Consider the following 23228-nt stretch of genomic DNA (forward strand, 5'->3'; position numbering starts at 1 on the left):
GTTTTTTTTGTACATAAAGGAGGATCATATGAATATATTTAGTGTACCATCAGGAATGCGTGATTTAGTATTGACTGAGGCAAAAAAGAAAAGACAATTACAACAAGAAATTGAGAAAACATTTCGATTATGGGGATATGATGAAGTCATAACTCCAGGAATTGAATACTATGAGACATATGCTGTTGGTTTTCAAAATATAAAAGAACAAGACTTTTATAAATCCATGGATGATCATGGGCGTATTGTGACATTAAAAGCAGATATGACAATCCCAATTGCACGCGTTTGTGCCACAAAGTTTAAAGACGTTGATGGACCACTACGTTTTTCATATAGTGCGAATGTATTCAAATCACACGAAACATTATCAGGAAATAAAAATGAAATTACGGATTGTGGAGTAGAACTGATTGGTCTTGCTGAACCTGAAGGAGATATTGAAATACTTGTCACTGCACTAGATGCACTACAAGTAGTAGATACACAGGATTTCACCTTTGAAATTGGTGATGTACGTTTCTTTAAAGAGGCATGCAAAGCAGCAAATTTAAGTAACGAACAAATGGAAGTATTAGCAGATTTGATTGATCGTAAAGCACTTGTTGACTTAAAAAATTACGTGAATGAATTAGCAATAGATGAAACTTATGCAACATTCTTTACAGAAATGATTTGGTGGAGTGGCCCAGTTGATGTATTAGATATAGCAAAACGATTTGCTTTCAATGATGAATTACTTGCTGTCATTGATAATTTACGAAGTGTATATCAAACACTAGAAACACTAGGCTACAAAGATGTTGTTTCTTTTGATTTGAGTAAGATTGGAAACTTGAATTACTACACAGGTATTATTTTCGATGCCTTTGTTGAAGGAGTTGGATTACGTGTGCTTTCTGGAGGACGTTATGATGATTTACTTGAACGTTTTGGAAAGGCAAGTCCAGCTGTTGGATTTTCAATCAAACTTGATCAATTAATGGAAGCTTACACATATGAAGAGCAAGCAAAGAAAGTAGAAATTGAATATGGTCGTGACGCACTTGTAGAAGCCATTGCATTACGTAAGACATATGATGAAAATACAATTGTTGTATTGACACCCAATACATCAATTACAGGAGTTAAAGTAAAAGGAGAACAGTTATGATTTCAATTGCATTAACGAAAGGTAGATTACAAAAGCAAAGTGTAAAGATGCTAGATGCTTGTGGTTATGGTGTTGAAAACTTACAAAAAGATACACGTCAACTCGTAATTCAAGATACGAAAAAAGATATTGAATACTTCTTAGTAAAAGCAGCAGACTGTGTGACCTATGTTGAACAAGGTGTTGCAGACTTAGGTTTTGTTGGTAAAGATACACTATTAGAATCAAGAAATCGTTTTTATGAGTTACTTGATTTGGAACTAGGAAAATGTGGATTTATTGTAGCTAGTTTGCCAGGTAAAGATCCCTTCACAAAAAATGGGCACATTAAAATAGGGACAAAATATCCAACAGTCGCAAAAACATACTTTAAACAATGTGGTCTTGATGTTGAAATTATTAAAATCGAAGGTTCAGTAGAACTTGCACCGATACTTGGCTTATGTGATGCGATTGTGGATATTATGGAAACAGGAACGACACTAAAAGAAAATGGTTTAGTTGTTTTAGACCGTATTTGTGATATTAGTGCACGTGTCATTGTGAATAAAGCAAGTTTTCGTTTGAAACGTGATGAAATCATGCAAGTACTTACAGATTTGCAAAAGGAGGTAAGAAATCGAAATGTTGAAGCAAATTGATATACAAGATAAAGCAGCTTTTAATGAATTATTGCAAGCACGTTCGATGGAAATCGACCCAAATATTACAGCATCTGTCTTAGATATTTTACGTGATGTAAAAAATCGTAAAGATGAAGCATTAAAAGAATATACAAATAAATTTGATGGTGTATCTCTAGATTCTTTTACTGTTAGTAAAGAAGAAATCGATGAGGCATATGCTAACTGTGATCCAAATTTGATTGCCATACTAGAAGAAGCAAAGGAAAATATTACATTTTATCATGAAGCGCAAAAACGCCAAGGATATGAGTTAGAAAAAGATAATGGTGTGTATATGGGACAACGCGTAATTCCATTAGAGAAAGTTGGAATTTATGTACCTGGAGGACGTTCACCTTACCCAAGTACTGTACTAATGGATGTGATTCCTGCAAAAATCGCTGGCGTTAAAGAAGTAATTATGGTCTCACCACCAAATAAAGAAGGAAAGATCAATCCTGTAATTTTAGCAACTGCAAAGGTTGCTGGTGTGGATACGATTTACAAAGTTGGTGGTGCACAAGCAATTGCAGCACTTGCATATGGAACCGAAAGTATTCCGCGTGTGGATAAAATTGTAGGACCAGGAAATATTTACGTGGCTGAAGCAAAAAAACTAGTGTATGGACAAGTGGATATCGACATGGTTGCAGGACCAAGTGAGATTCTCGTAATCGCAGATGCTAAAGCAAATCCAGTATATATTGCAGCAGATTTAATGAGTCAAGCAGAACATGATCCAATGGCAAGTAGTATTTTAATTAGCACAAGTAAAACTTTGATAGATCAAGTAGAACAAGAACTAGCCAAACAAATAAAAGATATGCCTAGAAAAGATATTATCGAGACATCATTTAACGCATACGGGTATGCGATGGTTGTATCTAGTATTGAAGAAGCGATTACCTATTCAAATGCAATTGCACCAGAACACTTAGAATTAATGGTAGAAGATGCAAAAGAATATTTACCGCTCGTTACAAATGCAGGAAGTGTCTTTTTAGGATATTACAGTTGTGAAAGTATTGGAGATTACTTTGGAGGGACAAATCACGTACTTCCAACTAACGGAACCGCTCGTTTTTATTCGCCATTAGGGGTTCACAGTTTTGTGAAAACAAGTTCATATTTGTATTATCCAAAAGAAGTATTGTTAGAAGAAGGAAGGAAAATTGCAACATTTGCAAAACAAGAAGAATTATTTGCACATGCGAATGCAGTTGAGGTTAGATTAGATAATGAAAAAGATTGATGCATATGAAGCAAATCAACAACAAGGATTGTTGTTGAATGCAAATGAAAATCCCCAAAATATCGATGCCGACATCCTGGAATCCATTATTGAAGATATAAAGAATATTGATTTTAATCGTTATCCAGACAATGATGTTACAATGATTAGAGAAGCATATGCAAGCTATATTGGGGTTGATGCTGATCAAATTATGGTTGGTAATGGAAGTGATGAAGTTTTAGGATTACTAATTCACTTACGTTTAGGATCGAATAAAACTCTTTATACACTTGAATACGATTTTTCAATGTACGATTATTATGCAACTTTACAAGATGCAAACATTGTTCGCTTTCCTTTGAAAGTAGAAGATACATTTGATGTTGATGCATTTATTCAACTTGGAAAGAAAGCGAATCCGGATTTGATTTGTTTTTCAAATCCAAACAATCCAACAGGACGTTGTATTGAAAAAGAAGATCTTATAAAAATTGTAGAGGCATTTGCAGACACATATGTCATTATTGATGAAGCATATGCAGAATTCAGCGATAGCTCTATGATTGATCAAGTGGATGTATACAAAAATTTACTTGTGACTAGAACACTATCTAAAGCATTTGGTTTAGCTGCAATTCGTTGTGGAATGATGATTGCACACAAAGAAACGATGGAAACATTACAGACATATAAAGTACCCTATAATGTAAATGCATTAACTCAAGTCGTGGCGACTCGAGTACTCCAACAAAAAGATCGTGTGCAAGAAAATATTGAGCAAATCAAACAAGCTAGAGATGCTATGTATGAGGATTATGGACGTGATAAACCAAAGAATGTTACACTATATCCATCATGCGCAAACTATTTCTATGGCACAAGTACAAATAAAGAAAAGTTGTTGCAACTAATGGATGATGCACAAATCATCATTCGTAATTTCAAAGACGCATATTTTAGAATAACCGTAGGTTCAAATGAAGATAATAAGAAAGTTATGGATATCTTACGAAAGGTATAAGGTGAAAGTATGAAACGTATTGCGAGTAAGAAAAGAGATACAAAAGAAACACAAATTGAAATGTCAATCAATCTAGATGGTAGTGGTACATGTGATATTGATACAGGTGTTGGTTTTTTTGATCATATGTTAACTTTGTTTGCATTTCACTCAAATATCGATTTATGCTGTAAAGCAAAAGGAGATTTATATGTAGATGATCACCATATGATTGAAGATTGTGGGATTTTGCTTGGTGAACTAATCCAAGATGCATTAGCAGATAAACGTGGAATCGCACGGTATGGAAGTATGCGCTTAGTAATGGATGAAACATTATGTACGGTGGATTTAGATATTAATGGCCGTCCATATTTGGTGTTTAATGCATCATTTACACGTGATAACATCAATAATTATTCACTAGAGATGACCAAAGAATTCTTCTATGCATTAGCTATGCAAGCGCGACTTACATTGCACATCAATGTTGCGTATGGAGATAATGATCACCACAAAGTAGAAGCGATGTTTAAAGGGTTTGGACGTGCACTGAAACAGGCAATTCGTGTTGAAGGTACAGCAATTCCTTCGAGCAAGGGAGTGATTCAATGATAGCGATTATTGACTATGGATTAGGAAATTTACACAGTGTAAAAAATGCTTTAGATACACTAGGTGCAAAAACGATAATCACATCAGATCCATACGAAATTGAAAAAGCTGACGGGGTTATTTTACCTGGTGTTGGTGCATTTGAAGAAGCGATGCAAAATTTAAATAAACGAAACTTGATTGATGTTGTGTATCAAGTTGTAAAAAACAGAACACCACTATTGGGGATTTGCTTAGGTATGCAAGTTATGTTTGAAAGAGGATATGAAGGCCAAATTACAGACGGGTTTTCTTTCTTTAAAGGAGAAGTTACACGCATCAAAGTGGATGAAAAAATTCCACATATGGGTTGGAATCAACTTGAATATACACAAGATGATGTACTTATTGATAAAGAACAAGATGCATATGTATATTTTGTACACAGTTTTGTAGCTGCAAACTATGATGAAGATGATCTAGTTGCGTATAGTACGTATGGGAATGCAAAAATTCCTGCGTATTTTCATAAGGGACAAATTTATGCGATGCAATATCACCCTGAAAAAAGTGGTGAAGTTGGACTTGCAATGCTAAAGAAATTTATGGAGGTGTGTGATGATTATTCTACCAGCAATTGATATTCTTGATGGAAAACCTGTTCGTCTATACAAAGGGGATTACAATCAAGTGGAACGTGTTGACGGAAGCATCTTAGAACTTGCCAAACAATTTGAAGAAGCAGGGGCACAGTATATACACCTTGTGGATTTGGATGGGGCAAAAGATGGAATGCTAAAAAATGCACAGGCTATTGTTGAAGTTGCCAAAACCTTATCGATACCTATTGAAATCGGTGGTGGAATTCGCAACATGGAAGCAATTGATTACTATCTAAAAAACGGTGTAAGTCGTGTGATATTAGGAACAGTTGCTTTAGAAAATCCAGGTTTTCTAGTACAAGCACTTGCTAGTTATGGAGATAAGATTGCAGTCGGTGTAGACTTTAAGGACGGTTATGTATATGGTCGTGGTTGGCTAGAAGCAAGTAATGAGCACTATTTAGACTTCACAAAGAAACTTGAAAACATGGGTGTGAAAACAATTATTGTGACAGATATCTCAAAAGATGGAACACTGAGTGGAATACATGCATCGATGTATCAAGAATTGCAAAACCATGTCAACATGCAAATTATTGCCAGTGGTGGAATTAAAGATATTGATGATATTGCCGCACTTGCAAAGATTAAAAATTTCTATGGTGCAATTACAGGTAAGGCTATGTATCATAAAACGCTTGATTTAAAACAAGCGATTGCAGTTGCAAAGGGGGAAATCTCATGCTAACAAAACGAATCATTCCTTGTTTAGATGTTAGAGAAGGAAAAGTGGTGAAAGGAATCAATTTTGTTGGGATCAAAGAAGTTGGTGATCCCGTTACTTTAGCCAAAGAATACTATGCACAAGGAGCAGATGAGATTGTGTTTTTAGATATTACAGCAACACATGAAGAACGTAAAACGATGGTTGATGTTGCAAATGATGTCGCAAAAGAAATCTACATTCCTTTTACAATTGGTGGCGGGATTCGCTCAGTTGAAGATATGCGTAACATGTTGCTAGCTGGAGCGGATAAGATTTCATTAAACTCTGCAGCAATTAAACAGCCAGAGTTGATTTCACAAGGAGCGAAAGCGTTTGGTTCGCAATGTGTAGTAGTCGCAATTGACGCAAAGAAACGTGAAGATAATAGCGGATGGAATGTGTTTGTTGCTGGTGGTCGTATTGATACAGGATTGGATTTACTTGATTGGGTAAAAACAGCGGTTGATTTAGGTGCAGGAGAAATCTTGCTAACAAGTATGGATGCAGATGGAACCAAACAAGGATTTGATATAGAGATGTTACGTGCCGTCAATGCCATTATTGACGTGCCACTTATTGCGAGTGGCGGGTGTGGAAGTCTTGAAGATTTTTATGAAGTGTTCAAGGAAGATGTAGCTGATGCAGCATTAGCAGCTAGTTTATTTCATTATGGTGAATTAACTGTTGGACAAGTAAAGCGTTACTTAGATGAGCGCGGCATTCCAGTGAGGTATTAAGATGATTGATAAAATAGATTTTGCAAAACAAGGTGGATTAGTTCCAGTAATCGTACAAGAAGAAGGAAGTAATGAAATCTTGATGCTTGCATATATGAATGAGGAAAGCTTACAAAAAACAATCGACACAAAGCTAGCGACATATTACTCACGTAGTCGAAACGAACTTTGGCTAAAAGGTGAAACAAGTGGGCATTATCAACACGTGGTTCATATGTATTTGGATTGCGATTATGATACAATATTGTTAGTTGTGAAACAGGATGGAGTTGCCTGTCATACAGGTGAAAAATCATGTTTCTTTCATAAAGTTTTATAGGAGGACGTATGGCAAAAAATGAATTACAAGTGTTATATGAAACACTACTTGATCGAAAAGAACATGCAGAAGTTGGTAGCTATACTGCATATTTATATGAAAAAGGTTTAGAAAAAATCTTGAAAAAAATCGGTGAAGAAGCAACCGAAGTCATTATTGCAGCAATGAAGGAAAATAATAAAGAAGAAATCGTAAATGAAATTAGCGATTTACTTTACCACCTTTTTGTCTTAATGGCAGAAAAGAATATTACATTGGATGATGTAAATAATGAACTTGAAAAACGTAGTCAAAAAAGTGGGAACTTAAAACCAGAAAGAAAACCTGTGGAGAAATATTAATGCAGTCGTTTAATTATCATACACATACCATTCGTTGTGGACATGCAGTTGGAAAAGATGAAGAATATATTCAAAATGCAATCAAATCAGGCTTTCAAGTACTTGGTTTTAGTGAGCATTTAGGATATGATGGTTGGGACGATCCACAAGAGCGAATTCCGTTTCTTGAAATGGATGCCTACTTTCAACGTATGTATGAACTAAAAGAGAAGTATAAAGATCAAATTGAAATCCGTGTAGGTGTTGAGTTCGAATATTTTGAAGATAAGAAAGAATACCTTAAGGATGTTCAATCACGTTGTGACTATATGATTGTTGGTCAACATGCAAAAAACTTTGATCAGTATTATGATCATGGCTGTAGTGATGATGATGTAGATTATATGGCAGAACAAGTCATTACCGCATTAGATGCAAAATTGACTACATATGTAGCACATGTGGATTACTTTATGCTAGGAAAAGAAGATTTCACCACACGCAATGAAGAAGCAATCGCACGTATTTGTGATGCCGTAAATCGCAATGATGCAGTCTTAGAAATCAATCTTAAAGGGATGAAGTATGGTAAGAAAGTATATCCTACAGGAATGCAATATATGTATCCACACTATGATGTGTTTAAAATTATTGCAAACAAAGGATGTAAGGTTGTTTTTGGGTATGATGCACATAACCCAAGTGTGCTACTCGATCGCTCTTTGGAGCAAACAGCACAAAAAGAAATGCAAGGTTTACAATTGCATTTTATCGACACATTAAAATTATAGGAGTATGTATGATTCGATTATTTGTAAGCGATTTAGATGGAACTTTATTGAATGAGGACCATGTGGTAAGTAAAGAAAATATTAAAGCGGTTGAAATGTTACGTCATCATGGCGTTTCTTTTATGCCAGCAAGTGGAAGAGACTATTTAGCTTTACAGCAAGCAATAGAACCAATTGATGTTCGACCAAAGTGTATTGCTTTAAATGGAGCACAGTTCTATGATAATCAAGGCAATTGTTTAGTTGTAAATCCATTAGAACGTGATGCAATTGTTGAAATTCAAGCAATTCTTGACACATTTGGACTTTCTCCTGACTATTATGCTACAGAAGGACGTTATGCATTTTATGAAGGTGATGATTTCATCGGTTATGTTCGTGAAAGAATTCTAAGATTATTTCATGGAGAAAAACAAGAGAACTTAGACGAAATCATTAAAAACTTTACAAAGGACTATCATGTTGAAAGTAATCTTACAAATATTTTGGATTTAGAGATTTTAAAATTGGAAATTATTTGCACTGATGCGCAAAATAAAATTGATGTACAAAAAGCGCTTGAAGTCGTTCAAGGTATTACTGTAACATCCTCACACGAATTGAACCTTGAAGTGAATGCTTTAGCAGCAACAAAAGGACATGCAATTCAACAAGTATGTGATGTGTATGGGTATAAACCTGAAGAAGTACTCGTAGTTGGTGATGGCTTAAATGACATCTCAATGCTTGAAAAATTCGAGAATTCGTATGCGATGGGACAAGCAAGTCAAACAGTTAAAAATGCTGCAAATTATGTAGCATTAAGCAATGAAGAAGATGGAATTGCAAAACTGATCTACAAAGTATTAGAAGACAATGAAAAAGAAGCAAATCAGTAATGATACGCTTCTTTTTTTGCTATTTTGCTTCCCAACGTCCGTAGATTCCGCATGGCAAAACTTGATTTGTATATGTGATTGGTAAGCCAATTTCACCACAAGTAACTTGACCTTGGCCTTGTTGTTTTTTCACGGTTAAGTGTAAAACATTTTCCAGTACAGTTGCTCCTAATCCAGTTGTATACGAGTTTACTAGGAAAAATAGTGCATCTTTATCTAAGATATCTAGACAAGCAGAGATTAGCGGATACAATTGTTCTTCAATTTTCCACATTTCACCATTTGGTCCTCTTCCATAACTTGGTGGATCCATAATAATTGCGTGATATGTACGTCCACGTCTTGCTTCGCGTTTTACGAACTTGACACAATCTTCAACAATAAAACGAATTTTCTTATCTGTTAGATGACTAAGTTGCATATTTTCTTTTGCCCAGTTGACCATTCCTTTTGATGCATCAACGTGAACTACTTCACTTGCGCCTGCACTGGCACATGCAAGTGTAGCTCCACCAGTATAGGCAAATAGATTTAAAACTCGAATGTCATCACGTCCACTATTTCTAATCGTATCCATCATATAGTCCCAGTTTGCTGCTTGCTCAGGGAATAAACCTGTATGTTTAAATCCTGTAGGACTTACTTTGAAAGTCAGTTCTTTATATGAAATTGTCCAATGTTCAGGAACTTTCTTGATAAACTCCCAATGACCACCACCAGATTTTGAGCGATGATAATGCGCGTCAACTTTTCTCCACATAGAGTTTGACGTATCGACTGGCCATATAACTTGAGGATCTGGACGACGCAAAATTACGTTTTTCCAACGTTCTAATTTTTCTCCATTTCCACAATCTATACATTCATAATCTTTCCAGTTATTTGCTATTAATTTCATAGACACCTCATAATTTCTTTTCCTATTATACCATGGTGTGCAATTGTTTAAAAAAGGAATCTACATTATTTGATTTATGGTATAATGTTTTGGTATATGCAGGAGGCACTATGAAAAAACTTGGAAAATTATTTCTTGTCGCAATGCTGATTACTTTGGTTGCATGTGGTGGATCAAAGGATGATGAAGTAGAAGTGGCAAAGACACAGATAAAAACAAATGAAGTATATGAAACACCAAAAAATGCATTTGAATATCAAGTGGTAACTTACAATGAATTAACAGATGCACTTAAATCAAATGATGAAGAAAAAATTGCAAACCTAGTTGCACAAAACTTTGCGATTGATTTCTTTAGTTTAAAAAATAAAGAAAGTTCAGAAGATGTTGGTGGATTAACATACATCCCTGAAGATCGTCGCGAAGAATGGAAGACTTTTGCAATGAACTATGTATATGCAAATTACCGTTTCATCAGTGATGATTATGGAAAAGCAAATTTGCCAGTCGTAAGTGAAGCGAAAGTTACAAATACAACTACAGAAGCGTTAAGTTATACAGTTACAGTTCCTGGAAATGAAGCTGAAGGAACAACAGATACTGTAGAAACACAAGATTTTGATGCATATGTTGTTACAATTTCAATTTCATATGAAGATACAAGTGTAAAAGCTGATGAATTGAAAAGTGAAGCAACGATTTATGTCATCAACAACAATGGTCGCTTAGAAATTATCAAACTTCAATAATATGGATGTATGTCTAATTGAAGATGTAAAACAAAAAGAAACTATTGCGCGTGCGGTGTTAGAACAGTTAGAGACTTGGTTTGGTATAGAAAGTTCACGTGAAAATTATATCGAACAGACGCGTAATGAAATTTGTTTTGCAGTATTTGAAACAGATAAACCAGTTGGCTTTATTAGTTTGAAAAAGACAAGCGAAGTAACTTTAGAAGTGGCAGTAATGGGTGTTTATATCGATAAACAACGAAAAGGATATGGTCATGCTTTACTTCAACAAGCAGAAATCTATGCAAAAAATCATGGATACAAAATGCTTCAAGTAAAAACTGTAGCAAGTGGACATTATGCATCGTATGATCAAACGAATTTATTTTACCAAAAGGAAGGTTTTCTACCAGTAGAGATATTTCCAACCTTATGGGATGCTCATAATCCTTGCCAACTCTATGTAAAATGTATATAAAAAAGGAACTCGTAAGTTCCTTTTTTAGAAGTTTGCTGTATCTGGATCTGTGTTAGAGTTTGTATCCTCATAAGGTAATGCGTCGATATAGTTCATGTCTTCTGTTGTGATATCAAAATCAAAGACATCTAAGTTAGAGGCAATACGCTCTGGATTTGTTGAACGTGGTAGTGGCAAGAAGTTATGTTGTATGTGCCAACGTAAAAGTAATTGTCCAACATTTTTATCATATTTTGCAGCTAATTCCACGATTTCTTTTTTCTGAATCAAATCACCGCTTGCTAATGGGCTCCAAGCTTCAATTAGAATTTCATGTTCACGGCAATACGCTACCGTTTCTTTGTGTAATTGACCAGGGTGTAATTCAATTTGATTCACCATTGGTGCAATTTCCATTGTTTTCTCTAATTCTTGCAGATGGTGTGGTAAGAAGTTTGATACTCCAATTGCACGCACCTTTCCTTCTTTATATAAGTATTCCATCGCTTTCCATGAAGCAGCGTTCATCGCTTGCCAGTTATCTCGATATTTTACTGGGTTTGGCCAGTGAATTAAATATAAATCAATATAATCCACACCTAGTTTTTCAAGTGAAGTGTTAAATGCATCCAGCGTTTCATCATAACCGCGTACGTCGTTCCATAGTTTTGTTGTGATGAATAGACTTTCACGATCTACGTTTGCATCACGAATAGCTTCACCAACGAACTCCTCATTGGCATACACTGCAGCTGTATCAATATGTGTATATCCTGCTTTGATTGCTTCTTTCACGCTTGGGTAAGCGAGTTCTCTTGTGTTTAATTTCCAAGTACCAAATCCAATTCTTGGAATTTCAACACCATTTTTTAATGTATAGTTTTGCATAGCTTTCTCCTTTAGTATGTATTGTGATGCACGATTGCATCGATTTCGCGTCTTGGACGTTTTGCATATGGTTCATTTGCATATCCTAGAGGCATAAGGGCAACAACTTTATAAGTTTCTGGAATATTTAGTAAGGTTTTTACTTCCTCTTCAGGGAATACACCAACCCAGCAAGTACCCAATCCTTGATTTGTTGCTTCTAGGCTTGCGTGCGTAATTGCGATTGCTGTATCTGCCATGTAGTATGGTTTTTCATCACGAAGTCCACTACCATCAGGTCGAGCAATGAATACAAGGTTATGTGAACACATTGTATAGGCACTTTCACTTGGGTTATAGCGCACAAGGGCACCTAGTTTTTCCAATGTTTGACGATCATCAACCACAATCACTTCAAAACATTGTTTGTTTTTCCAAGTTGGAGCACTTTGAATTGCATGAAGAACTTCTTGTAACTTTTCATCTTCCACAACTTTGTCGTGATATTTTCGAATACTACAACGTTTATTAAAAACTTCTAACATTATGAATCCTCCTTAACTATGTACATTATAAGACAATTTATTAAAAATGAAAAACATATGCAACTTTATGATACAATACGGACATGAAAAAAATTGAGTTATTGGCACCAGCCGGAAATAAAGAAAGTGCGATTGCTGCCATTCAAAATGGAGCAGACGCTTTATATTTAAGTGGAGAATTGTTTGGGGCAAGAGCCTTTGCGGCAAACTTTTCAATGGATGAAATACGCGAAATGGTTCAGTATGCACATGCATATGGGTGTAAAATTTATATAACTGTTAATACACTAATTTACCAACATGAATTCCACAACGTGATGCACTATATTGATGATTTATATCATGCACAAGTAGATGCTTGTATTGTGCAAGATTTGGGCTTACTTTATGCAATACGTAAAACATATCCTGATTTTGAAGTACATGCTTCTACACAAATGCATGTATACAATCATGAAGCATTAGCCTTTTTGCATAGTCAAGGTGTTAGCCGTGCAGTATTAGCCCGTGAGACTTCATATAAACAAATGTTAAGTTATAGAGATATAGATATTGAAAAAGAAGTGTTTGTGCATGGAGCGCTTTGTATTTCGTTTTCAGGACAATGTTTATTTTCTGCGCTTCATATGCATCGTAGTGGAAATCGTGGAATGTGTGCGCAAAATTGTCGTATGTTATATCGCTTATATGAAAATGGAGCGATGGTACATGATTATGCATATTTACTAAGTCCAAAAGATAACTTTTTATTAGAAGATATTGACCAGTTAAAAAATGCAGAAGTGCATTCACTGAAAATTGAGGGACGAATGAAAAGTCCACAATATGTTGCATATACAACAATGTTGTATCGTCAAGCAATTGACCAAGAGCATTTCAAGATACGAGATGATCAATTGGAGCAGTTGAAGGTATTGTTTAATCGTCATTACACAAAAGCTCATTTTTATGAAAAAAATGATAAGCAAATGATGAATCACGAAAGACCAAATCATGTCGGTATTCCTTTAGGTAAAGTTGTATATATTCGTAACAATCGTATTGGAATTTCATTAACTGCAGATATTAAACAACATGATGGAATTCGTTTTCTAAATGAAAATAGTGATGGATTTACACTAAATCGAATTTATGTACAAGGCTTACTAGTCAATGGTGCTAAAAAAGAAGATGTAATCGAGATTGATAAAGGAAAACTTTCCGTTAAAGTTGGCTGTGAAGTAGTCAAGACAAAAGATGTGCAACTTGAAGCAACAATTAGTCAAAGTTATCAACACTTAAAGCGAAAAGTAGATGTGTATGCAAAAGTGAAATTACACATTGGTAAACCTTTAGAAATAACTGTCAGTGATGGTATCCATGAAGTACAAAAAGTAAGTGATTGTAACATTGATAAAGCACAAAAGCGTCCAGTTGAAGCAGCAGATATTCAAAAACGTATCGATAAAACCAACGATACAATATTTGCCTTTAAACAAATTGAAGTAGAAAAAGATGATGATATTTTCTTACCTTTACAGCAAATTAATGCTTTGCGTCGACAAGCATTGGATGCACTTTATGATTTGCGGGTACAAGATTTTACACGTAAACATATACAATTTGTAAGTGCGCCTATTAAAGATACATTTGAAAGTTTTTCACTTGAACTTACGGTACTAGATGAGCAACAATTACTTGTATGTAAAGATGTAAAAGCTAGCTTATTCACAAGTGATTATGAGTTATATAAAACCTACAAAGATCAAATACCTGTTATGTATCGTCAAAGTAATGTTGTAAGTACACAATGCGATGAAGCAAAGATGGTTGGAGATATCGGAGGTCTAAATCAAGGGAAAATTATTGATGAAAGTCTTAATGTGTCCAATAGTGAAACGGTGGCATATTTACAATCGATGCAAAATCAACATATTTATGTGTCACGCGAATTGACACATGAAGCAATTTTTGATCTTGTTCAAGCCTTTCAAAGGACATATCACTTTTTACCAAATATAGGTGTTGTTCTTTATGGGAAAGCAAAAGTGATGCATATCAAAACCAATATTATTAAAGCAGCAATTTCAAGAACAAATGCAAATGCGCAATATTATTTAGAGGATTTACATAAGCATCGATATTATCTTCAAGAAGATAAAGATGGCTACATTTCCATCTATCAAGATATGCCAAAAGATGAAATTGCAAATATGGAACAATACAAGCAAATGGGAATTGAACACTTTCGACTTGATTTTACAGATGAATCAGCAAAAGAAGTTAAAGCGATTCTTGCAAAAATTCCAAATTACTAGCAGATACTACCACATGCATGCGCATGTGGTTTTTATTTGCTATATTAATTTCAAGAGAGGGGTGATGAGTATGCAAAACATTCAAGGATCTGTAAGTGAAGAAATCATCATCCCAATTTTTTGTTTGTTTCATGATGCGAAGAGAATTCGCATTTTTTAGTGAATGAAAGGAAGTGTTGAAATGGACGAGCAAATGAAAATCCTGTGGAACACAGGAGCTACAGGGGATGTAACTACACTAGTTGCCCAAATTAAAAAGGGATTGGATATTAATTATCAAAATCCAGAAGGAAGAACCATTCTCATGCGTGCTGCAAAAAGAGATTATAAAGATGTCGTACGAATTTTAATTGATAATGGTGCAGATGTAAATTTAAGAGACAATCAAGGAAGAACTGCATTGATGGGAGCAGCAAAAAAAGGTAATAAGACCATCGTAAAGAAATTAATGGAAGCAGGAGCGGATATTAATATTCAAGATTGCAAGGGACGCACAGCATTGATGCGTGCAGCATTCTTGGGGTATGATCGTGTAATTCGTGAATTATTGAAAGGTGATTTAATGCTCGATTTACGTGATGAAAAAGGAAGAACCGCATTAATGGAAGCATGTCTAGCATATAAACAAGATGCAATTGATTTATTGCTAGTGGCAAAAGCAGACGTAAACTTACAAGATAATAATGGTTGTACGGCATTGATGCGCGCAGCATATGCTGGATATGCAGGTTTAGTTGAAAAATTACTCGACTATGGTGCAGATAAAAATATTGAAGATGAAGATGGAAAGAAAGCCATCAATTATGTTCGAGAGTCATTAAAAAGTGAACTTGAACCATTATTAGGATAGGGGGACAAAGTATGAGAGATTATAAATCAAGTGAAATACGTAATGTCGCCGTGTTAGGACATAGTGGTTCAGGAAAGACTTCTATTTTAGAAGCGATGCTTTATTTTACGAAAGCAAGTGATCGTTTTGGGAAAACAAGTGAAGGAAGTTCACTTATTGATTATGATAGTGAAGAAATTGCTAGAGGAATGTCGATTTATACATCGATTGTTCCAATTGAGTGGCAAGATTATAAAATTAACTTCTTAGATACTCCAGGATATCTAGATTATATTGGAGAACAAGAAGCAGCAATGGAAGTTTGTGATAATGCATTGATTATTGTGAGTGCAAAAGATAAAGTGCAACCAGGAACGATTAATGCGTGGGAAGCTGCAAAAGATAAAAAGATTCCTGCAATTTTCTTTATTAACAAGCTAGATGAAGATCACACATCATTTGATGAAACATACAATGCATTGCGTGATACGTTTGGGAAAAGTGTTATTCCTTTTGAGATGCCAATTTTAGAAAATGGAGAAGTAATTGGTTCCATCAACATCTTAAGAGATAAAGTGTGGTACTTTAAGGGCGATAAGGCAAGTCGTGATACAGCATATGATGTACCTGATGACTATCGTGAAACCGTTGATACATATAAAGCACAAATTGCAGAAACTGTAGCGATGGGTGATGATGAATTGATGGAAAAATACTTTAGTGGAGAAGAATTCACTGAAGCACAACTTACAAAAGGTGTTCGTATTGGTGTTCGTAATGGTGATATTGTTCCTGTATTTAGTGGTTCAGCAACGTTATCAGTTGGTATTGAACGTTTGATGGACCTTATTGTGAAATATTTTCCAACGTATGGTGAACAAGGTACAATTGTTCTTACCGATACAAAAACAAATGAATTAATAGAACTACAAACTGCAGAAGATGAAACGCTAAGTGCGCTTGTATTTAAAACGATTGTTGACCCATTCGTTGGTAAAATTTCGTTCTTAAAAGTGTTAAGTGGTACACTGACAAGTGATACAGCAGTATACAACCCGAAAAAAGATGAAATGGAGAAAATCTCACAAATCTTTATTATCAAAGGAAAGCACCAAACTGCAGTAGGAAAGCTATTTACAGGTGATATTGGAGCAGTAAGTAAATTACAATTTACACAAACGAATGATACACTTTGTGATAAAGGAAAACATTATGTGGCAGATCCAATACCATTTACAAAAGGACTACTTGGTCATGCAATTCGTCCAAAGACAAAAGCAGATGATGATAAAGTAAATGGTGCACTTCAAAAAGTGCTCGAAGAAGATCAAACAACATGGATCGATAACAATAAAGAAACGAAACAAATTGTTCTTTATGGAGTTGGAGAACAACACTTTGAAGTGATAGTTAATAAAATGAAAAATCGCTATAAAGTTGATGTTGAATTAAGTGATCCAAAAGTACAATATCGTGAAACGATTAAAAAGAAAGTGGAAGCCGAAGGTCGACACAAGAAACAATCTGGTGGTCATGGACAATTCGGACATGTATTTATTGAATTCTTACCAAATCCGGATGAAGAAGAAATGGTTTTTGAGACACGAGTTGTTGGTGGAGCAGTACCAAAAGGATATTTCCCAGCAGTTGAAACAGGGTTACGTGAAGCTATGGAAACTGGAGTACTGGCTGGATATAAAATGGTAAACACAAAAGCAGTTTTATATGATGGTAAATATCATGATGTCGATTCAAATGAATTATCATTTAAACTTGCTGCAAGTTTAGCTTATAAAGATGGTATTCCTAAAGCAAATCCAGTATTATTGGAACCAATTATGAGTTTGAGAATTTCCGTTCCTGATGAATACACAGGAAATGTAATTGGTGAGATCAATAAACGTAGAGGAATGATTATTTCGATGGACCTTGAAGGTGGAAAACAGGTAATTACAGCAACTGCACCATTAGCAGAAATACTTGACTTCCCAACGATACTACGTGCTTGTACACAAGGTCGTGGACATTATACGCAAGAATTTGAACGCTACGATGAAATACCAAATGCAATGAAAGATCAAATCATTGATAAGGCACGAAAAGCAAAAGAAGCATAAGAGAAATGACCGGTAGTTTTTAACTATCGGTTTTTTTGCATATCAATGTTGAATATTACGTGAAGTGTATGATTGCAATTGTAAAAGTATCAGATACTTAGTATAATAACTATTGTCAGAATTGGGAGCGCGTTATGAAAAAGAATCAAGAAGTTAATGAACAAAAAGAAAATGTTGAAAAAAATGGTGGTGACTGGGAAGTCGCCGAACAAAAAGTAAAAATAGGAACTGAATGGAAAAGTGCAGACCAATTAAAGAAGAGTTTCTTTGTTGAACTTTTAATCGCAATTGCCTTTGCGGTATTAACTGTTTATGCATTTACGCTTAGTATCTTTTTAGGAGTAGTTATTTTATTCATTACGTTATTCTTTGTTTTAACGGCAATGGGTTCAATTAGTGCATTAAAATCCATTGATGAACGAATTGAGTTTACACCTAATATAAATTTTAAAGACAAAGTAAACGGATTGCGTAAAAAAGTAGATGTAAATGCAAGTATGCGTAAACGTATTGTGATGACTACAGAAGTAGAAACAGAACTACCAGATGCATATAACTCAATTGCAGTTGGATCTAAAATCATCGTAGAAAAAGAAAAGGTGTCTTTAGATAATGGAACTTTCTTAGGAAGTATCGATAAAAAAGATATGACGAAACTTCGTGCATATCTTAAAGAAAATAAAGATGTTACCGGTTTTATTGGACGCGTCTTAAATGTAAAAGAAAAAGACGGGGATTACGTTGAAATTGAGATTTCAGCACAAGTGGCTCCTGAGACAGTAACACCAACTCCAGAGAATAAGTAAAATTATTTCAAATAGTGAGCAAAACCTATTTACAAACGTTATCTTTTTGTTTATAATAGGTAATGCTTACTGAAATATGGCGGTCGTGGTGAAGTGGTTAACACAGCGGGTTGTGGTCCCGTCATGCGTGGGTTCAAATCCCATCGGTCGCCCCATATAAGCAATAAAGCCCTTGAATAAAGGGCTTTTCTTTTTTTTATCACATAATCGTACAGAAATCGTACAGTTTTAGTACAGTTTTCTGTACTCTATTCAATAAATGACGATAAATTGTTAAGTTTATCCATGTCATCATCTATACGTCTTGGAAATAAATGACCATAGACATTATTTACCATCTCCACGCTATGCCCTAATCGTTTAGCAATTGCATTACTTTGCCATCCCAGATCAATAAGTGTAGATACATGCGTATGTCTCAAATCGTGAAAAGTAAAATATCTTACACCACTTTCGTCTATGTAACGCTTTTTGGCGCGTTCTAAAGTAGTTTTAGGTTCTCTGTGAACAATTCCTATAAGAGGTGTTGTTTTGTTCTTGTGGTCGCTATCTAACATGCTGATAAGCGTGTCTATTTCAATCTGACATTCTTTTGGAACATCTACTATTCTACTTTCATCAGTTTTCGTAGTTGTGATGATATGTGTTTTATAATCCCAGTTTGTTTCAATATAAAGTTTTCCATCTTGATAGTCATTTAACGTGAGAGCCATAGCTTCACCAATGCGCAATCCATTCCAATATAGAATTGAAAATAATACACGATGTACTTGATTATCAATAACGTTCATGAACTTTTTGAATTCAGGATAAGTTAATATGGTATGTTCTTTTTTTCTTTGAACAGTTCTATGGCGAACAAAGACAGTTGCTTTGAATGGATTCTTTCGTATATAATCATGATCTTCAGCAAACTTAAATACTGTACGAGCGGTTGTCTGTATTTTTTCTAACATTTGATTTGAGTAATATGATCCATTACTCATTTTCTTTTTTATCAACTGTTGTTGCCATAGAATAACGTCTGCTGCTACTATATTTGACACAGTCATGTTTTTAAAGAATGGCAGTATATGTTTGTTTATTATATTACGCTGATGTATTCTCGTGTTTGGTTTATACTTAATTAATGCAAAGCCATCATATGCTTCAAGCATTTTTTCGAACTTAATGTTTTTCACATACTCATTGCGATTCATAGATTCAATGAAAGCATCTAAATCACGTTGTGCATGTATTTTTCTAGTCCATTGTTTATTTTGCCGTTTATATTGTTGCCCATTAATTGAAACTTTCCAATAGTATTGCTTTGTTTTTTTGTTTTCATATACTGGCATTGCTTTACCATCCTTTCTAATGTAAAATTTGTATAAGAAAAATCGTGTAGTGATGATACACAATTTTTCCTGAACATCCTGTTCCAGCAGGGTGTTCTTTTTATTTGAAAATTAAGTCAATGACATAGTTGTACTCTTCTGTAGTGACACTTTCAAGGTCATCATCAAGTGTTTTATATTTGCCACCACTTAAGATTGCTTCAACATTTTTTATCTCTCTATAGTTATTAAAATCGTTTATTTGCTGTTTTGGTATGTATCCGACATGAAATTCTTTATTGTCTTCAATGATGACAACCTTTACAGCTTCTTTATCAAATTCATTATCTGGCTCGTTTATGAAGCGAATTTCATTATTTGAATATTCGACTGGTTGAAATTCAAAAATCTCATCTTCAAATTGCAACGCTTCTTTTATTTCTTTCGTACTCATGTCTTGGTATTTTTCGTTATCAAGCAACTTATTAGATAAATAAAATAACTTTTTTATCTCATTTTGCTTGAAAGATGTTCCAACAACTTTTATATCAATAGAAACTTCATCATCATACAATTCTTTTGATTCAGACAAAGGAGATTCGACTGAAATATCTTGTTTAACTTCTCTGTCTTTTTTATATGAATTAATATATTCAATTATTTTGACTATATGACATTCATCACGCTTATTAAAATGTATCAAACACTTTTTTGAGTGTTCCGTAAAAGAGATATGCGGCTTTAAAATAAAAGTTCTTGAAATCTTTATGTTTTCCATAGTTTGATAAAAATGCGTTGATGACACGCCTGGTCCCTTTATAATTACTTTGTCAGATAACCATTCATATACGACAAAACCTGCTTTTGTTTTAATGTTCACAACTTGCCTCTAACTTCTACTACCTGCCCACAAATAGTGATAGGTAGTTTTTTTATTTGCTCATGATTATAAAAAACTGGTTCGTATTGTGGATTTAATGGAATTAACGTGATGCCGTTTTCATTAAATGATACCTTTTTGCAAGTAGCATCATCACCATTAACTTTTACAATAGCCACAGATCCACTAGGCACATCAGGAGTTTCTCTGATAATCATCACATCACCATCCATGATGCGAGGATACATGCTATCACCTTTCGCAATAAGTCCGAAGAATGTTCCTGTTTTTGCTAATTTCTCATCAATTTCTTCAGTATCGATAATATCTTCTATTGCTTCGATAGGGATACCGCATGGACATATTCCCAAAACTGGTATAACTGTTCCTTTTTTGTTTGGTGATTGTTTGGGAGTTTCAATACCCATCAAATAATTTACTGTTACACCTAAATACTCAGCAAGAATTATCATTTTATCTTGCTTTGGGGTACTTCTTCCTAATTTCCAATCACTTAGAACAGCATTTGAAATACCAGTGTCTTTAGATACTCTATAGGCTGTAATATCTTTCTCATCAATTATTCTCTTAAATAATTCGTAACTACTCATAAATTCCTTTCCATCAAAACGCCTTATGGAAAACCATAACAAAAGTGTTGACAGTTACGGATACGCATGTTAATATTGGTTTGTGTTAAGGAAAACCATAATAAAAAGCACACCTATATTGTCTTTGTACGCATTTTGAATATTTTTAATCTAACAATTTATATATATCACATTTCCGTACTAAAAACAATAACAAAGTGGTTTTCCTTAATAAGAAAGGAGAAAATCATATGTATGAAAAATATGCTGTTTTGATTAATGAAAAAGGAATTACTTCATACAAGGTATCTAAAGACACAGGAATATCAACCGCTACACTTAGCGATTGGAAACAAGGCAGAAGCAAACCAAAAATAGACAAGTTAATGATTTTGGCGAAATACTTTGATGTTCCATTAGAACACTTTATAGAAACCGATGTAGGGAAGAAGTAATCCCAATTTGAAATATTTATTCCCTTATGTGAACTAGATTAAAAAAAGATGTGATAAACACATCTAAAAACCAAATAGATATTTGAAACTTTTAAATATTACATGTGATACCAATTTTCGCATTAAAAAATACGCAAACGGTAATACATTAACGTAGAAAATGAAAATCACAAGAATATTCAATTTATCTTTTAATGGTGGAGCACGTTCTTCAACTTCAAGTGCAACAATATGAGCATTAGCAATATCGTTGTCTAAAGAATAGCTTATTAATTTTTTATTAATTGATGAAATAAGATTAATTATGGTTGTTACTAATTTATTTATTATTTCAAAAATAGGTTGTATTGAGTTATCTTTCTTTCTGTAGCGGTAACTACAAGGAGATTACACCAAATTAATCTAGTTCTCATGAGGGAATAAATAAAACACACAAACGAAAGGAGTTGAAAAAATGTCAGTAGAACAAAATATGATGTTCATGACATATCTTGATATTAAGAAAGTATTGAAGATCAACGGAAAGGATATTTCTACATATAAAGCACGAGAATTATTTAAGAAGTATCGAGCAAGAAGAGTTGATAAAAAACTAGTAGAATTCAATCCAAGATATTTACCGACTGAGTGGTTGTTAAAAGCCATATCAAATGATTTTGGAATATCATATGAATTGTTACTTAGCAATCTAGAAGACACAAAAAAAGACACTCAATAGCCTGGAAAACTGTAAGTGTCCACATAATTAAATGGCATTTATGCCTTCTTAATTATACCACAGTACATTAAATAAACAAAGACATCGTTAGCAGCTATGAGCTGGACTAGTAATAGCAAATAAAACATTACACCCCTATTATAAAGTTTTATTTATTTGCGGTTCATCCTTTCTGTAACAAAAAACAATTTTAGCACTAGTTCAGTTCGTATCTGCTAATGATGTAGAAAGAGGATAATTATGAATAATGAAAAGATAAGATTTCTAACACATGAAGAAAAAGATAAACGCATCAAGACTCTTAAACAGGAGAATCATTTGGTGTCAGCACTGCTTTTGGCGACAGTATTAGTAATCTTTTTTTTAATGATTTCTATGGCTAATCAAGCAACTAGTTATGAACATTTAGTAAAGCACAAAGATAATCAGATTGAATCGCTAGAAGAAATTAATGAAGATTTATCACAAGAATTGTTAAATCAAGAATGAGTGACAGCTAAACAAAGTAGTTCGAGCTTAGCACCTCGATTGAAAAGTTTAGGTGAGTTTAAGATTACGTATTATTGGCGGTAGTGTAAAAAGTTTATGAAAACGAGTGAATTTCAAAGGTGATTAATCTTTGAAAATGGATATAAATAAGATCTTTGAAAACGAAATCTAAAT

Annotated in this window: 27 protein-coding genes and 1 tRNA gene; 22 read left to right on the forward strand and 6 right to left on the reverse strand. The window is 34.2% G+C overall.

Annotation, left to right across the window (positions count from 1 at the left end; translation table 11 throughout):
• Window positions 1-28: 28 nt before the first annotated feature.
• The 12 genes from hisZ to M2098_RS06920 are packed head-to-tail and all read left to right on the forward strand — an operon-like array spanning window position 29 to window position 9059.
• Window positions 29-1153: an ATP phosphoribosyltransferase regulatory subunit gene (gene hisZ, locus M2098_RS06865; RefSeq protein WP_280683036.1), complete on the forward strand. Its 1125-nt coding sequence runs from the start codon at window positions 29-31 to the stop codon at window positions 1151-1153.
• Complete coding sequence (gene hisG, locus M2098_RS06870; protein ID WP_280683038.1) at window positions 1150-1794, forward strand: ATP phosphoribosyltransferase; 645 nt, start codon at window positions 1150-1152, stop codon at window positions 1792-1794. Before hisZ ends, hisG begins: the two co-directional genes overlap by 4 nt.
• Window positions 1778-3070 (forward strand): histidinol dehydrogenase, encoded by a 1293-nt coding sequence (gene hisD / locus M2098_RS06875; protein WP_280683040.1) that lies wholly within the window; start codon window positions 1778-1780, stop codon window positions 3068-3070. Before hisG ends, hisD begins: the two co-directional genes overlap by 17 nt.
• Window positions 3057-4073, forward strand: coding sequence for a histidinol-phosphate transaminase (gene hisC, locus M2098_RS06880; RefSeq protein ID WP_280683042.1), 1017 nt, complete (start codon window positions 3057-3059; stop codon window positions 4071-4073). The genes hisD and hisC overlap by 14 nt, the downstream gene beginning before the upstream one ends.
• Window positions 4074-4082: 9 nt before the next feature.
• Complete coding sequence (gene hisB, locus M2098_RS06885; RefSeq protein WP_280683044.1) at window positions 4083-4667, forward strand: imidazoleglycerol-phosphate dehydratase HisB; 585 nt, start codon at window positions 4083-4085, stop codon at window positions 4665-4667.
• Entirely contained in the window at window positions 4664-5287 is a 624-nt protein-coding gene (gene hisH / locus M2098_RS06890) for an imidazole glycerol phosphate synthase subunit HisH (protein WP_280683046.1), read from the forward strand. The genes hisB and hisH overlap by 4 nt, the downstream gene beginning before the upstream one ends.
• Window positions 5265-5996, forward strand: coding sequence for a 1-(5-phosphoribosyl)-5-[(5-phosphoribosylamino)methylideneamino]imidazole-4-carboxamide isomerase (gene hisA, locus M2098_RS06895; RefSeq protein ID WP_280683047.1), 732 nt, complete (start codon window positions 5265-5267; stop codon window positions 5994-5996). The genes hisH and hisA overlap by 23 nt, the downstream gene beginning before the upstream one ends.
• A complete protein-coding gene (gene hisF, locus M2098_RS06900; protein ID WP_280683049.1) occupies window positions 5990-6751 on the forward strand; it encodes an imidazole glycerol phosphate synthase subunit HisF in 762 nt (253 codons plus the stop codon). The genes hisA and hisF overlap by 7 nt, the downstream gene beginning before the upstream one ends.
• Before the next feature lies 1 nt (window position 6752).
• Complete coding sequence (gene hisI, locus M2098_RS06905; RefSeq protein WP_134168640.1) at window positions 6753-7070, forward strand: phosphoribosyl-AMP cyclohydrolase; 318 nt, start codon at window positions 6753-6755, stop codon at window positions 7068-7070.
• A gap of 8 nt (window positions 7071-7078) precedes the next feature.
• A complete protein-coding gene (hisE, locus tag M2098_RS06910) occupies window positions 7079-7411 on the forward strand; it encodes a phosphoribosyl-ATP diphosphatase (RefSeq protein ID WP_134168642.1) in 333 nt (110 codons plus the stop codon).
• On the forward strand, window positions 7411-8181 hold the full coding sequence (locus tag M2098_RS06915) for a histidinol-phosphatase (RefSeq protein WP_280683053.1): 771 nt from the start codon (window positions 7411-7413) through the stop codon (window positions 8179-8181). The genes hisE and M2098_RS06915 overlap by 1 nt, the downstream gene beginning before the upstream one ends.
• Before the next feature lie 8 nt (window positions 8182-8189).
• Entirely contained in the window at window positions 8190-9059 is an 870-nt protein-coding gene (locus M2098_RS06920; RefSeq protein ID WP_280683055.1) for an HAD family hydrolase, read from the forward strand.
• Window positions 9060-9078: 19 nt separating this feature from the next.
• Here the strand turns inward: M2098_RS06920 and M2098_RS06925 are convergent, their stop codons facing one another.
• On the reverse strand, window positions 9079-9957 hold the full coding sequence (locus M2098_RS06925; RefSeq protein WP_134168649.1) for a class I SAM-dependent methyltransferase: 879 nt from the start codon (window positions 9955-9957) through the stop codon (window positions 9079-9081).
• A 110-nt stretch (window positions 9958-10067) separates the two neighbouring features.
• Here M2098_RS06925 and M2098_RS06930 point away from each other — a divergent pair, with 110 nt between their 5' ends.
• Together M2098_RS06930 and M2098_RS06935 are read left to right on the forward strand one after the other, a co-directional pair.
• Window positions 10068-10706, forward strand: coding sequence for a hypothetical protein (locus M2098_RS06930; RefSeq protein ID WP_280683059.1), 639 nt, complete (start codon window positions 10068-10070; stop codon window positions 10704-10706).
• Window position 10707: 1 nt separating this feature from the next.
• A complete protein-coding gene (locus tag M2098_RS06935; protein WP_280683061.1) occupies window positions 10708-11166 on the forward strand; it encodes a GNAT family N-acetyltransferase in 459 nt (152 codons plus the stop codon).
• 24 nt (window positions 11167-11190) lie between these two features.
• Here the strand turns inward: M2098_RS06935 and M2098_RS06940 are convergent, their stop codons facing one another.
• A complete protein-coding gene (locus tag M2098_RS06940) occupies window positions 11191-12033 on the reverse strand; it encodes an aldo/keto reductase (protein ID WP_280683062.1) in 843 nt (280 codons plus the stop codon).
• An 11-nt stretch (window positions 12034-12044) separates the two neighbouring features.
• Complete coding sequence (locus tag M2098_RS06945) at window positions 12045-12557, reverse strand: nitroreductase family protein (RefSeq protein WP_280683064.1); 513 nt, start codon at window positions 12555-12557, stop codon at window positions 12045-12047.
• A gap of 83 nt (window positions 12558-12640) precedes the next feature.
• Between M2098_RS06945 and M2098_RS06950 the strand changes: the two genes are divergently transcribed.
• From M2098_RS06950 to M2098_RS06970, 5 genes are all read left to right on the forward strand, one after another.
• On the forward strand, window positions 12641-14854 hold the full coding sequence (locus M2098_RS06950) for a U32 family peptidase (protein ID WP_280683066.1): 2214 nt from the start codon (window positions 12641-12643) through the stop codon (window positions 14852-14854).
• Between the two features lie 181 nt (window positions 14855-15035).
• Window positions 15036-15704, forward strand: coding sequence for an ankyrin repeat domain-containing protein (locus tag M2098_RS06955; protein ID WP_134168661.1), 669 nt, complete (start codon window positions 15036-15038; stop codon window positions 15702-15704).
• 11 nt (window positions 15705-15715) lie between these two features.
• Entirely contained in the window at window positions 15716-17800 is a 2085-nt protein-coding gene (locus M2098_RS06960; protein ID WP_280683069.1) for an elongation factor G, read from the forward strand.
• Between the two features lie 134 nt (window positions 17801-17934).
• Window positions 17935-18606, forward strand: a complete 672-nt coding sequence (locus M2098_RS06965) for a hypothetical protein (protein ID WP_280683071.1) — start codon at window positions 17935-17937, stop codon at window positions 18604-18606.
• A 79-nt stretch (window positions 18607-18685) separates the two neighbouring features.
• A tRNA-His gene (locus tag M2098_RS06970) sits at window positions 18686-18761 on the forward strand.
• 93 nt (window positions 18762-18854) lie between these two features.
• On the opposite strand, the gene M2098_RS06975 is transcribed toward M2098_RS06970, so the two are convergent.
• From M2098_RS06975 to M2098_RS06985, 3 genes are all read right to left on the reverse strand, one after another.
• Window positions 18855-19943 (reverse strand): tyrosine-type recombinase/integrase, encoded by a 1089-nt coding sequence (locus M2098_RS06975; RefSeq protein ID WP_280683073.1) that lies wholly within the window; start codon window positions 19941-19943, stop codon window positions 18855-18857.
• Between the two features lie 100 nt (window positions 19944-20043).
• Window positions 20044-20802 carry a hypothetical protein gene (locus tag M2098_RS06980; protein WP_280683075.1) on the reverse strand — a complete coding sequence of 253 codons (759 nt, stop codon included), beginning with the start codon at window positions 20800-20802 and terminating at the stop codon, window positions 20044-20046.
• Window positions 20799-21413, reverse strand: a complete 615-nt coding sequence (locus tag M2098_RS06985; RefSeq protein WP_280683077.1) for an XRE family transcriptional regulator — start codon at window positions 21411-21413, stop codon at window positions 20799-20801. Before M2098_RS06985 ends, M2098_RS06980 begins: the two co-directional genes overlap by 4 nt.
• Before the next feature lie 230 nt (window positions 21414-21643).
• Here M2098_RS06985 and M2098_RS06990 point away from each other — a divergent pair, with 230 nt between their 5' ends.
• From M2098_RS06990 to M2098_RS07000, 3 genes are all read left to right on the forward strand, one after another.
• Complete coding sequence (locus tag M2098_RS06990) at window positions 21644-21847, forward strand: helix-turn-helix transcriptional regulator (RefSeq protein ID WP_280683079.1); 204 nt, start codon at window positions 21644-21646, stop codon at window positions 21845-21847.
• A 454-nt stretch (window positions 21848-22301) separates the two neighbouring features.
• Window positions 22302-22565 carry a hypothetical protein gene (locus M2098_RS06995; protein WP_280683081.1) on the forward strand — a complete coding sequence of 88 codons (264 nt, stop codon included), beginning with the start codon at window positions 22302-22304 and terminating at the stop codon, window positions 22563-22565.
• Window positions 22566-22805: 240 nt separating this feature from the next.
• Window positions 22806-23054 (forward strand): hypothetical protein, encoded by a 249-nt coding sequence (locus tag M2098_RS07000; protein WP_280683083.1) that lies wholly within the window; start codon window positions 22806-22808, stop codon window positions 23052-23054.
• Window positions 23055-23228 lie beyond the last annotated feature (174 nt).

It is taken from the genome of Breznakia sp. PFB1-19, from assembly GCF_029893935.1.
GTDB lineage: Bacteria > Bacillota_I > Bacilli_A > Erysipelotrichales > Erysipelotrichaceae > Breznakia > Breznakia blatticola.